Source organism: Spirosoma endbachense (assembly GCF_010233585.1).
Lineage (GTDB): Bacteria > Bacteroidota > Bacteroidia > Cytophagales > Spirosomataceae > Spirosoma > Spirosoma endbachense.
Window position 1 is genome coordinate 1 of the sequence record NZ_CP045997.1, and the last position, 15,567, is coordinate 15,567.

A 15,567-nucleotide genomic window follows, 5' to 3' on the forward strand; every position below is an offset into this window, starting at 1 on the left:
CGTTGTCGAAGCCAAACCGAGCATTTAGCCGCCAACGGAAAAGGCCTAGAAAGCCCCAAATTAATCGAAGAAGAGCAACTTGATGCTTAAGTTGACAGCATTGGGCGGCCCGGCGCATCGGCAGCCCAGCTTATAGGTTTGTCATCAACCCCATTCATGACTATTCCGTATAAAATATAAATTGGAAGAGTACTAGGTGTTTTATTGATCGAAACAGTCATGTGAGTGTAAATTATCTGCACATGACACAACGTTCCTTCCCCTATACAAAAAAACATTTCAGACGATCGGTAACCGGTTTCGTACTTTATCTTGTACTTGGGCAGTATGCGCCTGTAGCTATTGGTCAGCTAAAGACAGATACCGACTCAATACGAACGCATACGCTCAATCAAATTACGGTTAAAGGCGTACGACCGACCGTTGTTGAATCATTACCCGAGGTGCACAATACCTACCTGATGGGCGGTAAACGCAGTGAGGTTATTCGGCTGTCTGACATTGACGTCAATGTCGCCGAAAAGAATCCGCGACAGGTGTTTGCCCGAATTCCCGGTGTGTTCATTTACGACATGGACGGCACCGGTAACCAGATAAATATTGCTACACGCGGTCTGGACCCACACCGATCGTGGGAAAATAATATTCGCCAGAATGGCATCATTACCAACTCCGATATGTATGGCTATCCGGCTAGCCATTACTCACCTCCGATGGAAAGTATTGATCGGATTGAGTTTGTGCGAGGAATGGGTTCGCTACAATACGGTGCGCAATTTGGCGGTATGCTTAATTACGTAACTAAAGGCGCCGATACCTCGCGTCGATTCAGTTTCCAGACGCTCAATTCTGTTGGGACATACGGCCTGTTGAGTACCTATAATGCCATTGGTGGTCGAGTTGGCAAGTGGACATACTATGCCTATTATTACCGACGGCATTCGAATGGATATCGGGAAAATAGTAAATCGGATGCCGAAGCTCAACTGGGGCGGCTGCACTTTCAGGCAACGAAGCGCCTGGGGCTAACTGCAGAACTAGGCCGCTCAACGTATACCTACCAGATTCCCGGTCCGCTCACCGATGCCATGTTTGCACAGGACCCGCGCCAGTCGACCCGGAGTCGAAACTATTTTAATCCGGATATTTATGTTCCATCGCTGAAACTGGCCTGGCAAATCTCCGATCGGACCAGTTTGCTCTGGACAACATCGGCCGTACTGGGGGCTCGAAACAGTGTTCAGATTGACGCCTTTGCAACAATACCTGACACCGTTAATCGAATGACCGGCCAATATCGGCCCCGGCAGGTGGATGTCGACCATTTCAATAGTTATACAACAGAAGCCCGGATACTACATCAATACAAATTGGGCTCCGTTGGCGGAGCTTTAGCCGCTGGTGTCCAGTTAATGCGAACAGACCTGCACCGGCAGCAGCTTGGCGTAGGCTCAACGGGTAGTGATTTTGATCTCTCCCTGAGTACTCCATTTAAGCGAGACCTGCATTATCGAACGAAAAACATCGCCTTTTTTGCCGAAAATAACCTCAACCTTACAGATCGTCTGACCATTTCGCCCGGCATTCGGATTGAAAGCGGAACGACCGAAATGCGTGGAACTATTACCTATTATGACCCCGCTAATCTCCCAACAAATATTAGCCATCATTTTGCCTTGTTGGGTGTCAATGCGAACTATAAACTTACGGATGAAGTGAAACTATACGGCGGCTGGTCGCAGGCGTACCGCCCCGTGGTTTTCAAGGATATTATTCCAGCCTCGACCTATGAACAGATCGATAAGAATCTGAAAGATGCGTATGGGTATAACGCCGAACTAGGCATTGAGGGACGCTGGCAGGGCGTACACATAAATCTGACACTCTTTGACCTTTTATACCGTAATCGGCTGGGTACTTTGCTACTGACGAATCCGGACGGAACGAACTATATTTTTCGGACAAACATTGGCGACAGCCGAAGTACGGGTATCGAGGCTCTGCTTGAATCGCAGTTGATTCGTACCGACAAAGTCCTGATCAGTGGATTTACATCAACCGCGGTTAACCATGCACGGTATATCAATGGTCAGGTATCGACTGGAAGCGAAAATCGGTCAGTGAAGGGCAATCAGGTTGAATCGGCTCCCCGCTGGACAACCCGAAATGGATTGACGGCCCGGTATGGAACCGCCAGCCTGACACTTCAGTACAGTTACGTTAGCCAAACATTCTCCGATCCACTGAACACAACCGTAGCGTCGGCTAATGGGGCAATTGGACCCGTGTCTGCCTATAGCCTATGGGACCTGAATGGAACCTGGCACATTGGCCGCCAATTGACCCTGCGGGGGAGTGTCAATAACCTGCTCAACAGACAATATTTTACCAAGCGTCCGACATTTTACCCAGGGCCGGGTGTCTGGCCTTCCGATGGACGTAGTGCGGTGCTAACAGTCGGGCTGACTTTTTGATGATGCACATTCGGGAAAACGTAAATGTCGAGTTTGCATTCTGGCCCGTCATATTAATAGCGTACACCGTTCGTAATAAACAATAACCCTATTTTTCCTGGAATCAGGCCGTTTTTTTGGGAATTTCCCTCAAAACGGCCTGATTATTGCATAAAATCTATAGTAAATGTCGCCTGTTCGATCGTGCAAAATTCCAGCTTACAAGTTGTTTACTTGATGCCGGAGATTGCCCTAAGTATGGCTGGTTTGCCAGCACGGCAACTACGAAAGATCCAGGGCGACATTGGGTTTCTATATGTACTGGTTTCAGTTACATACTTGTGACTTTGTTTAACTATTCAGGTCAAAAATACAGGCGTTTTGCCTACAGGATTTTACGGAATGATTAGAATAACATCAAGTAATAAGACCGATGAGTATGTCCCTTCAAGCTCTGCTGACTTACCGGTTGTAATTGAAAACTGGCACCACGCAGTCATAGATCTTCATACCTGGTATGAAACTTTAAGTCAAACGATTGCTGCTCACAAACAGGTAGCCCGCAAATTGATGCATCCCGGTGCTAACTTCTATGGTCAATACCCACTTTGTGATCTTGAACAGGTTCATTGTGCGATGATTCAGGAAATCAGCCAGTTGATAAGCGTTATGGATAAATCGTCGGCGCAGAATCAACTATCTGAACAGGCAACCATCGAGTGCCTTCATGCCCATACACTACGGCTACAGGAGCAGGCCCGCCGAATCCAGCAGGTACTTTGCCAAAGTACATAAATGCCTCCTGAAACGCCACATGGTACAGATCGGACAGGATTTATGCCTGACAATCAGTACCATGATCGTAGAACGTATCCGCTGTAACCAGCGATATGTACGATTCTTCGTCATTTTATTTCTTGCCAACTAATGAATTCCGTTCATTAGCAATGCTGCTCATGCTTGAATTAAAGCAGTTTATTCCTTCAGCGGGTAGGTGATCACTATTGCCTGCATATAAATTCCCGCTTGGTCGCGCTAGATTTTATGGGTGTGGTCCAGAACAATTTGCCAGATATAGACTTTGAATCGCTTGTTGGGTTATCTGTATAGATGACGCAAATGCTACACGAACAGGCGAAAATAACCCCTGAAGCACTCTTTCATCCCGGTAAATGGAAACTGGATATTGGATGGATAGCAAAACTTTAAGCGCTATCAGTGCCAATCTTATAGGTATTATCTGATTTGCTTCCCAGATAAAGAGGCATCCAAAGCGATAGGTTCAACAATCAACTCAATTGCACTTAGGCTATCCGACCTTAGAGGGGATAGGATTGCTGGGCCGCAAAAACAAACAAAGAGCGCGCAGAGCTTATCTAGTGAAAAACTTATCGGTACTCTCTTTTTTATTAGTAGGAATTTTCTTGCTTGATTTTATATGGCTTTATGGTTAATAGTGGGCTATTAGACGCGCTTAAAGAATACTTTGTAGAATTTAATATTAAACTATAATTAAAATACAATTTAATCTTTGGTAATGCCTGTAAATTCCTGATTTAATGAGTAAAAATACTCATATTCTGGACTAATTCTTGCAGATTGTGTTTTGTGTAAAATTGTACTTTTATTCTATAAAGAGCTTACTATGTATGCTTAATAGATATATATGTATACAATAATAAATTAACTAAGATCGGTATATAATTTTGTATTTCTTTCATAAAATGTAATATTATATTAAAATATAGACTAAAAATGAATTATTAATTTTAAGGGTATGTCGATCAGTTTTTATAAGAAATTATAATTTTTTTTATATTTGCCTTTGGATTAAAAAAATGCTCACCTACTTTTGCAGGATACTTACTGCAAGTATTATAACCTAATCTACTCTAATCAATTTATGAGAAGAAATTTACTGTTGAGCCTCCTGCTGGTGTGCTCAACCTGGGCTTTTTGTTGGGCGCAGGAACGGAAAATTACGGGAAAGGTATCTTCAGCTGAAGATGGAACCACGCTTCCCGGTGTGTCGGTGGTCGTAAAAGGGACCACGGTTGGAGCTGTCACGGATGGCAGTGGTACCTACTCGATAGCGGCCCCTGCAAAAGGTGCGTTGGTGTTCTCCTTCATTGGCATGGCGTCCAAAGAAGTTGAGATAGGAGCGAACTCAGTCATTGATGTCAAATTAGCAACGGATACCAAACAACTTGCCGAAATTGTCGTAACAGGGGTCGGGGTTGCTACCGACAAACGGAAAATTGCCATATCGGTTGAATCCGTTAGTGGAAAAGATTTACCACAAACGCCTTCTGCTTCTGTAGATCAAGCCCTGATCGGTAAAATTCCGGGTGCTCAGATCACCAGCCGGAGCGGTACACCGGGCGCTGACGTAAACATTCTGTTGCGCGGAATCAACACCATCAACCGGGGAACGCAACCCATGATTCTGATTGATGGTATCCAAATGGGAGCGACCAGCCTGCAAACGATTGATTTGAACTCAATCGAGCGGGTTGAGGTAGTACAGGGCGCAGCAGCAGCTACTATTTATGGAGCGCAGGGCGCAAACGGTGTAATTCAACTGTTTACCAAAAAAGGTAAAAACGGCGTGTTGAATATCGATTTCTCGTCCAGCATTGCAGAAAATACATACTTGAATGTAGGCGGTTTAAGCAAAGCGAAATTCCATGCTTTTGCCACCGATGCCAGCAATAATATCATTGGATCGTCGGGTAAGCCAATCGTATATGATGCTCTCAATGGCATCTATTCGGAGAACGTACAGTATAATTCTACTGACCCGACCGTTACGAACAGCAAGCCTTACAACGCGAATCTGCTATACCACGATCACTTCGATTATTTCTTCAAACCAGCCCAAACAGTTAATAACAGTGTTTCCATTTCGGGTGGAAGTCAGAAAGCCGATTTTGGCCTGTCTGCTTCCAATAGCCATCAGGAAAGTAACATTATTAACAATGGGTATTGGGATCGGAGCAACCTATCGGCCAACATTGGGATGCAGCTGGCCAAAGGGCTTACCCTTCGTTCGATCACGCAGTTAGCTTACACCAAAAGCACACTGAAAACCAGTGACCGGACCATTCTGTTCAGCTTGTTGAATGCGTATCCATTGGCTGATTTTGATCTGACAACCACGGATGGTTCTATTCCTTATAACATGAACCAGACCATTGGTATCAATGCGTCGAACCCATCGTATCGGCAGGCATACACCCGGAACAATGACAATAAGGTTGACATCATTCAGAACCTGAACCTTAATTATAAGTTTCCGAAGTATGTTGATTTAGACCTGAAATACGGGTTGAATTTCCAGACGCAGAACCGTGATCTGGAATACATGAACCAGGCAAACAATGCCAATAACAAATATTGGTTAACGCAGGGATCAACCAACTATATCTCGAACTACAACACAACGAATACGGGTGATCTCACAAAGTATGTGAACAGTAAAGTGTTCCAGAATTTCCTGGCAACGGCTACGGCTTCTTTTGACTTTAAAGAAGATTTTCACCTGAATGTCCCGATCAAATCGACCACCCAGGCATTGTTCGACTGGCGTAACAGTCAGGTAAAAGAATATACCAGTGCGGGCATTGGTTTACCGGCTGCCTATTCGCCCTACAATGCCGCAAATACCACATCGTGGCGGGTCTATCGCGATTACTCGGAGCCATTTATTACCTATGGCTATTTATTGAATCAGCGGTTCGAATATGGTGAGTTTGCCGGGATTTCGGGTGGTTTCCGGAGTGATTATTCATCGGCCTTTGGTCAGGGCTCCAAGCCATTTACCTTCCCGCGTGGCGATGCTTACCTGCGTTTATCGGCGCTGAAGTTCTGGCAAAATAGTTCTGTAAACAGCTTCCTGCCAGAATTGAAACTGCGGGCAGCCTATGGTCAGGCGGGTATCCAGCCTCAGCCTTTCGACCGTTACGTAACCATTACGCCAACAACGGTAGGGAACACAACGGCATTTTATTACGCCAATCAGCAGAGTAACCCGGCATTGGGCGTAGAGGTATCGGAAGAGTTGGAAATTGGAACCGACATGGTATTTAGCTTATTTAAAGGCAGCAGCTGGTTAAATGCCATTGCGCTATCAGCTACCTACTGGGATCGGAAAACAAAAGATGCTATCTACCAGGTTGACGTGGCTCCTTCTGTCGGACTGGGGAAACTGACCGATAATGCCTTTACCTTAGGTTCGAATGGGCTTCAGATGTCGTTAAATTCGACTGTTTACCATAGCTCTAATCTGAAATGGAATACGACGATCAATTTCGGTAAACAATCCTCCAAAATAATCGCCGTCCGGGGCGATGCTCCGATTATTGTTACATCGAATGCAGGTAGCACCAACTATGTCCTGAAAGCGGGCGAGAAAATCGGGCAGTTGTATGGCTACAAAACCATAGGTACTGTCGATGCGAAAGACCCCAACGGCAACTTCTTCATTCCACAGGCCGAACAGGAAGCTTATACGGTTGCCAGTAACGGGTTTGTTGTCAATAAAGCAACGAAACAGCCCTATTTCACGGCAGATAAATACAGTTTCGGTGATCCAAACCCGAAATTCAACATGTCGTTTATCAATGATCTGACCTTCAAGAACTTCCTTACTTTTGGTGTTCAGCTTGATTGGGTAAACGGTAGCCACCTGTACAATCAGACGAAAGAATGGATGTACAGAGATGGTATCCACAGCGATTATGCTAACCCCTTCACCATCGATGGGCAAACCGGTGCCTGGACGGCTTTCTACCGGGGTGTTTATGCACAGCGTACAGCCAACGGCACCAAAGATTATTTCTATGAAGATGCGTCGTTCCTGCGTCTGAGAAACATTTCTGTAGGTGTTGATCTGGCTAAAGTATTTAACATTCCGGCTGTTAAACGACTCCAGCTTGTTTTATCGGGACGTAATCTCTGGACGCTTACCAAGTACACGGGCTTTGATCCGGAAATCAGCTCAGGAACGTCGAACTCTGCCTGGGACAGAGGAACTGACCACAGCACGATGCCAAACTTTAAGTCGTACCAGGCTTCGTTGAACTTCGGATTTTAAGGAACCCCATCTCAAAAAACTGACCTTATGAACAAGTTAAAGATACTTGCCTTAACACTGGCTTTCTCCGGGTTTATGGCATCTTGTAAAGAACAACTGGACGTTAAGAACCCCAACCAGCCTTCGTCACCGGCCTTAAAAACCGAGACTGGTCTGATTGCCTTCGGCGAAGGGTTTTACGTGACCGGTTTTAGAGATGTAAAATATTACGATGGCGTGCCAGGGTATTTCTGGTCGGGAGCCATTGGTAATCATGAGTTAATGGGCGACGTCATCGGGACCGACATTGCTAACGTCTTTATTAACCAGATTGGTGCGCCAAACCAGATTACGCTCGATGACGGTACGATTTTGCTGAATCCGAACTCGCCCAATAAGCAGATCGATTTTATCCGGATTACAGCCAACGTCAACTCGACGGGTTTTCAGAACTCGATCTACTACGAATGGGCCTACATGTATAACATGAACAATGCCGCTAATACATTGTTAGCTAACATTGATGCGACTACGTTTTCGGGCGAAGCGGATACGAAAAAAGGCATTCTGAAAGCCTGGGCATACTGGTGGAAAGGCTACGCGTATTCCCGGATCGGTTCCATCTATTATGCCGGTATTATTAACGATAAGGCAAATGGGGAAGCCCTGAATGGTACAAACGGTAATTATGTGGCCAAAGAAGCCATGATTGCCGAAGCCAATAAAAACTTCGATGCAGCGGCTACAATTCTGAGTGGCTTGACGGCCAGCGCTGATTATACGGCTACGATGACGGGTTTAATTCCTAACTTTAACCGTGTTGGTAAAGGAGGAATATTGACGCCAGCCATGTGGGTTCGCAATATCAATACAATGAAAGCCCGGAATATACTGGTCAATACGCGTGTGAACGCCATGACAGCTGCTCAATGGGCCGAAATTCTGACGCTTACGAATAATGGTGTGCAGGCTTCTGATCTTGTCTTTACGGGTCGTTCCAATGCCGCCGGTGACTTCCTGTCTCCAACGGCTGGTACTGTTTCCGGGAAAACAACGGGTGCGAACAACACCTATAAAATCTCCGAACGGTTGATTCAGGATTTCAAAACGGGTGACCTTCGCCTGTCTAATAATTTCCAGCAAAGAGCCTCGGCATACATCGGGGAAACCTCACGGGGTAATGCGTTCTTTACCCGATGGAACCTGGTTAACCGGGGAGCGTCTGGTTCAGAAGGATTGGCCTCTGTTATTTCGTACTCAAACACGAATGCAGGCGGTTATGAATTATTCCTGGCAAGTTCGTACGAAGAAAACCAGTTGATGAAAGCAGAAGCGCTGATCTATACCAGTAAGATTGAGGAAGGTCTTGCCCTGATCGATGAGGTTCGCAAGGCACAGGGAGCCGGTCTGGCTGTCGTTACCGGAAAAAACCTGACGCTGGATGCGGCTAAAGAAGAACTACGTCGCGAACGTCGTATCGGTTTACTGTTCCGCGCCCTTTCATTCTACGATGCCCGTCGTTGGGGATTGCTTGAAACAGGCCGAAAAGGAGCTGTTGCGCTTAGCCGCACGGGGGTCGTTAGTACAAACGCAACCATCACCTACGGCTATCTGGATTACTGGGATGTACCGGATAACGAAATCGTCTATAATCCACCAACCAGCGGAAGCGCACCGACAAAAAATCCCAAAACCAATTAATCGGATTGCTGTCTACGAAGATTCGTTGATTAGCTAAGAAAACTCCCGGTATCAGTAGCTTTCAGCTGCGAACCGGGAGTTTTTGGTTTTGAGCGTATCGGGTGAATAACCGTAAACATCGAACGACAGCTTGAGAAACCGATACGATGGGTGTACCTTTGTGATACCTGAACGATATGAGCTGGCTTATCGCGTTTGAGCAATCAGGCGAGGAAAGTCCGGGCAGCGCAGAGCACTCTACTTCCTAACGGGAAGGAGGACGGCTGGGAACGGCCGTTCGACAGCCAGTGTCACAGAAAATATACCGCCGATTTTTCAATGAGCGAATGGGATAATGAGTGATTGAGTGAATAGCTGGCGCAAGCCGGTCCACTCAGGCAATAGTTCGCTCATTCGCTCATTGAAGAACTGGTAAGGGTGAAAAGGTGGGGTAAGAGCCTACCGCCCGGCGGGCGACCGACGGGGCAGGATAAACCTTAGGGGCTGAAAGACCAAATAAGCGTCGGATGTGGGGCTGCTCGTCCCCGTTCTGGAGTAATCCCAGCCGGGAACAATCCAGATGCCGACGCGGGTAGGTCGAATGAGGTGGCCGGTGACGACCATCCTAGATAAATGATAAGCCATTCGGTTAACCCCGGAGGACAGAACCCGGCTTATAGGCTCGTGTCAATCAGGTTTTTTGTCATGCGGACCTCCTGTCGGTAGGTAAGAGAACTAGAATTTTCTATATTCTCACTTACAGACAGGAAGTTCGCATTATTTTTTCAAAAACTTTCCTTACCTTTGCGGCCACGTTTTACAGGGGAGATGCGTCTCCCATCAAAACCAACAAGCACAAATGGCTGTTAAAATCCGTTTATCGCGTCGTGGACGCAAAAGAATGGCGATATACGACATCGTCGTGGCAGAATCAACTTCGCCCCGTGATGGCCGGTTCATCGAGAAAATCGGTTCGTATAATCCCAACACAGACCCTTCGACGGTTGTATTGAAGTCGGAGCGGGCCGTACATTGGCTCTTAGTTGGTGCTCAACCGACCGATACCGCCCGTTCGGTATTGTCGCATGAAGGCATCATGTATCGCAAACACCTGCAGGTAGGCGTTAACAAAGGCGCTATCACGCAGGAACAGGCTGATGAGAAATTCACAACCTGGAAAGATGATAAAGAGAATCGTAAAGCAGGTTCGGCCGATACCAAAACGCAAACCAAAGAGCAGGCTCGTGCCGCGCGTCTGGAAGCTGAGCGTAAGGTAAATGAAGCGCGTGCTGAAGCGATCGCTAAGAAAAACAAAGTGGAAGAACCTGTTGCCGAAGCACCTGCTGTAGAAGCAGCCGTTGAAGAGGCTCCAGCTACGGAAGCTGCTGCACCAGAAGAAACTCCCGTTGCAGACGCTCCTGCTGCGGAATAGTTTTTCGACCGGTCCGGTTATACCGGAAATCCGGAAAATGGATTAGTAAAGAGCCTGTTCGTTTGTGAGCAGGCTCTTTTTATGAGTAAGGCAACCAGTCGGCGTTCCGGCGGGAAGCCGTACTTTTGCCAGAAAATGCGGCTTCTCAGCTGCTTCCCCTATGACTAAGGACGATTGCTATCAGGTAGGCCATATCACCAAGACGCATGGCGTAAGTGGTGAACTGGTTCTTTATTTAGACGTTGATAACGCCAGTGAGTATGCCGATCTGGAATCGGTACTGTTGGAGGTGAAAGGCGACTTGATCCCGTATTTCATCGAATCCATCGCTATCGTGAAAGGTAGCCGGGCAATTATTGCCTTTGAGGACGTTGATACCATCGAACAGGCCGAACGACTGATCAATTGCGGTGCTTATTTACCGCTCGATGAACTGGAACCGATTACGGATGAAACCCGATTCTATTTCCATGAGATTGTCGGCTATCAGGTAGTCGATGCACAGGAAGGACCTTTAGGCACAGTTCGTGGTGTGTATGCCATGAATGCACAGGATCTGATCGCCATGGATTATCTCGGTAAAGAGGTTCTGATTCCCATCAATAGCGATATTGTGAAAACGGTAGACCGGGCTAATCAGAAGCTGAATGTTGCCCTACCGGATGGTTTGTTGGCGATCTACATGGAAGAGGACAGCAAAGAAAAGCCAGAAGTTAATGGCGACGAGGACGATACCGATGAGGATTGATATTATTACCTGTTTGCCCCGATTATTGGACAGCTTTTTTGCGCATTCCATTCTTCAGCGGGCGCAACAGGGTGGTTATGTGGAGGTTGTCGCGCATGATCTGCGTGACTTTACGGCCGATAAACATCGGCGGGTAGACGATTATGCCTTTGGCGGAGGAGCCGGTATGGTGATGCAGATCGAGCCGATTGCCCGCTGCATCCGGTCTTTGCAGGCCGAACGTACCTACGACGAGCTTATTTACATGACGCCTGATGGTGAACGTCTGAATCAGCAAACGGCTAATTCGCTTTCGTTACGTCAGAATTTAATTATCCTCTGCGGACATTACAAAGGGGTCGATGAGCGCGTTCGTGAGTTATTTATTACCAAAGAAATCAGCATTGGCGATTATGTGCTATCGGGTGGTGAACTGGCAGCGGCTGTGCTTTCCGACGCTATAATCCGGTTATTGCCTGGCGTGCTTAATGATGAAACATCGGCTTTAACGGACTCCTTTCAGGATAATTTACTGGCTCCTCCGGTCTACACCCGCCCGGCCGAATTTGAAGGCCATCGCGTACCTGATATTCTGTTATCGGGCCACGAAGCCAAAATTGACGAGTGGCGGTATGAACAGGCACTGGAACGAACACGGATGCGGAGACCCGATTTGCTGGAGTAGGAGGGTCCTCCTAAACTAAACGATAGAGAAATAATTGGAATGGCTGATTTGGGGTTATTTATATTCCCAAATCAGCATCAGGAGCGGCTGGAATTGGTGAGTTCATATTGTCGAAGTAAGCCAACAATAGCCATTACAGATCACCAGACGTACGTTCCGACAGAACCAGCTGGCAACGATGTGCTAATCTGTTTGCCATTTTCGCGGATATTAAAAGCCTGTGCTGACGCCTTCGTATTCAATACAATCACGACTTTTCGGCCATCCGGTGTTTTAAACGCCACATTTGGCAGCGTTTCTGACGTATTGGACTGAATCCTTACTGAACCCGGACGGACAAATTTTGACGCAACGGCTACATTGTAATAAGCCGGATTACGGGTTATGGTATTGCCAGCTATTGTAATGGCCCCCAGGCATTCTGTGCACCCGCCAACAGTATGAGGTTGCTGCTTCGGGTCTGCTGCCAGGTTCCATTCCAGCACCGTCCGGCTCCAGTTTCGGGTGGCGCCAATAATCAGTGTCTTCACGTGCCAGGCCAGATCACCCTTCAGATTCCCCGGTGCACCAATCCACTGTTCGGTGAAGTACAGGTTCTTATCCGGATGGGCATCATGAACCTTCGAGAGTGCTTCAATGGGCCCGGCATACAGGTGAAACGCTGATCCGTCGACGTACTTTTTGGCTTCCGGATCGTTCAGGATCGAAATCGGGTAGTCGGGCCGATCGGCGTTGTGGTCGTATAGGAAAATTTTGGTTTTAATGCCCGCTTTTTTGAAGGAAGGGCCTAAGCTCTTCTTGATAAACGTAGCCTGCTCGGCGGGTAGCATCAGCAGACTCGGGTTGTTGCCCGGATGCAGCGGCTCATTCTGGATGGTAATGGCGTCGATCCGAATGCCTTCGGCTTTCATACCCTGAATGTAGTTTACGAAATACTGAGCATAAGTGTCATAATAGTCGAGCTTCAGACTACCACCTTTCGAGTTGTTATTTGTCTTCATCCAGGTTGGTGGAGACCAGGGTGAGCCCAGAATTTTCAGGTTAGGATTAATGGCCAGAATCTGTTTCAACACCGGAATCAGGTGAATACGATCGGGGGCCAGTGAGAAATTTTCAAGTCTGACATCGGTCTGGCCTTCCGGAAGGTCGTCGTACGAGAAAACCCGGTCATCTAAATCCGATGCACCAATACTGAGCCGCAGATAACTTACGCCAATGCTTTTTCCTTCTGTCGAGAACAACTCCTTCAACAGTGCTGCTTTCGCCTTAGCGTCCATCCGGTTGATGAGCATGGCGCTGCCGCCTGTCAACGTATAGCCGAAGCCGTCGATCGATTGAAACGTTTTCGTGGCGTCGATATCGATGGTTGGATTCGCGTTGATGGATGTGCGGAATGAGAGTGTGCCCTGCTGCTTTACAAATAGAACTGATCGATTGGGGTTGGTCAGCCAGAATTCGACGTTTTTTGGGGAACCCTGACTGAATGCATTGTTCTGGAAGCCAGTAGTAAAGACTAAGTTGGCAAGCAGGCAGAGAGCCGCAGTTTGCTGTTTGAACGGAATGCCCATGGAAAGATGATCGGTTTTAAGATACGGTTTATGGTAAGAAACATGCTCATGGCGATTGCCGGATCTATTTGGTGAGCAGGCTGTTTTTCAACTACTAAAACGTCATGCAGTGTATTCAATGCAGCCGATTATTAAAAACCTGAAGCCTGACCATCTTTACGCATTTCGCTGGCACCCCAGTAGATCTGGTTTTTAGCATCCCACAGAATAGCCTGATAACCCCCAAAGAAATCGGTTTCGGCCAGATGATGCCCACGACGTTCCAGCTCAGCACGAACTTCGCGGGAAATACCACTTTCCAACGCCAGCCGCCCCCCGTCTTTCATGACCGTTCCGATGGGTTCACTACTGCCCGAATGGCTAAATCGGGCCGCGTCACCCGCTTCCTGTACGTTCATGCCGAAGTCGATAATGTTGCACAAAATCTGCAAATGACCCTGGGGTTGCATGGCTCCCCCCATTACGCCGAAGCTGAGGAAGGGCTCACCATTTTTTGTGACAAAGCCTGGAATGATGGTATTGAAAGGTCGTTTGTTGGGCGCATAAACGTTCGCGTGGTCGGGCTGCATCGTAAAACTGGTTCCCCGGTTATGAAAAACAAAACCGAGGCCATCAGGAACCATACCACTGCCAAATTCGAGCATGTTGCTTTGGATCAGCGATACCATATTTCCCTCGTCGTCGGCTACGGTCAGGTACACGGTATCGCCAGCGCGGAGGGCAGGGTCGCTTGCATCGATGCGTTCGGCGGCTTTACTGGGGTCGATCAGCTTGCGACGACGCGCTGCATAGTCTTTGCTCAGTAAAGCATCGACAGGTACTTTGGCAAAATCCGGATCGGCATAATAACGAGCCCGATCTTCGAAGGCTAATTTTTTGGCTTCTACCAGCAGATGAAGGTAATCGGCGCTATTGTGCCCGAGGCTTTTCAAGTCAAAACCCTCCAGAATTGTAAGCATTTGCAACACGGCTATTCCCTGGCCATTGGGCGGAAGTTCGTGAACCGTAAAGCCCCGATAGTTGACAGAAACCGGTTCGACCCAGGTACTCTGGTGGCTTGCCAGATCCTCTTTCCGTAAGTATAGGCCCGCCCGGCGGGCATAACGGTCGATCGCTTCGGCTACTGCTCCTTTATAGAATCCATTCCGGCCACCCCTGGCAATTTTTTCGTACGTATTGGCCAGATCCGGATTCCGGAATACCTGCCCTTCCATTGGAGCCTTTCCGTCAATAAGAAACGTTTTGCGAAAGTTATCGAATTCGGTGATGTCGGCCCGATTGTCGGCCAACCGACGGGCGGCTACCTGCCAGGAGTAGGCAATCACCTGCGGTACCGGAACGCCTTCGCGGGCGTAGCGAATGCTCGGTGCGAGAAGGGTTGAAACAGGTAATTTACCGAAACGCTTATGCAACTGAAACCAGCCGTCTACTGCTCCGGGCACCGAAACCGATAGTGGACCGTACAATGGAATCTGCGCCCGTTGGCCCAGAACCGTCTTTAGGGTCTCATACGATAAGCCTTTTGGCGAGCGGCCGCTGGCATTGAGTCCGTACAGTTTGCGATCTTTGGCCGACCATACAATCGCGAACAGGTCACCACCGACACCGCCATTATTGGGTTCAATAACACCCAGTGCGGCATTGGCCGCGATAGCCGCATCGACCGCAGTTCCGCCCTGTTTGAGTATATCCAGGCCAATCTGAGTGGCAAGGGGATGGCTCGTTGCAATCATGCCATGTTTCCCAAGCACCGGGCTTCTGGTGGCAATGTTTGATCCGGTTATACGATCACCTTTGCCGGTTACGGGCTGCCCGAAGAGTGGAAAGCCGAAAAGAAATAGGAAGATGGATAGGTGACCAGCCAGCCGGATTTGCATTTGACAGAATGGGGTAAAAATCAACTTCCCGAAAGCATGACGCTTTCGGGAAGTTGTTGTTATTCAGAGGA

The 15,567-nt window shown here is 47.8% G+C and carries 9 protein-coding genes and 1 other RNA gene; 8 read left to right on the plus strand and 2 right to left on the minus strand.

Annotated features, from left to right (window positions below; translation table 11 throughout):
* Positions 1 to 242: 242 nt before the first annotated feature.
* From GJR95_RS00005 to trmD, 8 genes are all read left to right on the plus strand, one after another.
* On the plus strand, positions 243 to 2,474 hold the full coding sequence (locus GJR95_RS00005) for a TonB-dependent receptor family protein (protein ID WP_162383933.1): 2,232 nt from the start codon (positions 243 to 245) through the stop codon (positions 2,472 to 2,474).
* 381 nt (positions 2,475 to 2,855) lie between these two features.
* Positions 2,856 to 3,248, plus strand: coding sequence for a hypothetical protein (locus tag GJR95_RS00010; RefSeq protein ID WP_162383934.1), 393 nt, complete (start codon positions 2,856 to 2,858; stop codon positions 3,246 to 3,248).
* 1,108 nt (positions 3,249 to 4,356) lie between these two features.
* Positions 4,357 to 7,548: a SusC/RagA family TonB-linked outer membrane protein gene (locus GJR95_RS00015; protein WP_162383935.1), complete on the plus strand. Its 3,192-nt coding sequence runs from the start codon at positions 4,357 to 4,359 to the stop codon at positions 7,546 to 7,548.
* Between the two features lie 27 nt (positions 7,549 to 7,575).
* The gene (locus GJR95_RS00020) at positions 7,576 to 9,228 is read left to right on the plus strand and encodes a RagB/SusD family nutrient uptake outer membrane protein (protein ID WP_162383936.1); all 1,653 of its coding nucleotides are present in this window, start codon (positions 7,576 to 7,578) and stop codon (positions 9,226 to 9,228) included.
* 173 nt (positions 9,229 to 9,401) lie between these two features.
* An RNA gene (gene rnpB / locus GJR95_RS00025) (RNase P RNA component class A) lies at positions 9,402 to 9,900 on the plus strand.
* A 166-nt stretch (positions 9,901 to 10,066) separates the two neighbouring features.
* Positions 10,067 to 10,639 carry a 30S ribosomal protein S16 gene (locus tag GJR95_RS00035; RefSeq protein WP_162383937.1) on the plus strand — a complete coding sequence of 191 codons (573 nt, stop codon included), beginning with the start codon at positions 10,067 to 10,069 and terminating at the stop codon, positions 10,637 to 10,639.
* 160 nt (positions 10,640 to 10,799) lie between these two features.
* On the plus strand, positions 10,800 to 11,387 hold the full coding sequence (rimM, locus tag GJR95_RS00040) for a ribosome maturation factor RimM (protein ID WP_162383938.1): 588 nt from the start codon (positions 10,800 to 10,802) through the stop codon (positions 11,385 to 11,387).
* Positions 11,377 to 12,051, plus strand: a complete 675-nt coding sequence (trmD, locus tag GJR95_RS00045) for a tRNA (guanosine(37)-N1)-methyltransferase TrmD (protein WP_162383939.1) — start codon at positions 11,377 to 11,379, stop codon at positions 12,049 to 12,051. The genes rimM and trmD overlap by 11 nt, the downstream gene beginning before the upstream one ends.
* Positions 12,052 to 12,191: 140 nt before the next feature.
* Here the strand turns inward: trmD and GJR95_RS00050 are convergent, their stop codons facing one another.
* Both GJR95_RS00050 and ggt read right to left on the minus strand, forming a co-directional pair.
* Entirely contained in the window at positions 12,192 to 13,619 is a 1,428-nt protein-coding gene (locus GJR95_RS00050; protein WP_162383940.1) for a glycoside hydrolase family 30 protein, read from the minus strand.
* 131 nt (positions 13,620 to 13,750) lie between these two features.
* Positions 13,751 to 15,496, minus strand: coding sequence for a gamma-glutamyltransferase (ggt, locus tag GJR95_RS00055; protein WP_162383941.1), 1,746 nt, complete (start codon positions 15,494 to 15,496; stop codon positions 13,751 to 13,753).
* Between the last annotated feature and the right edge of the window lie 71 nt (positions 15,497 to 15,567).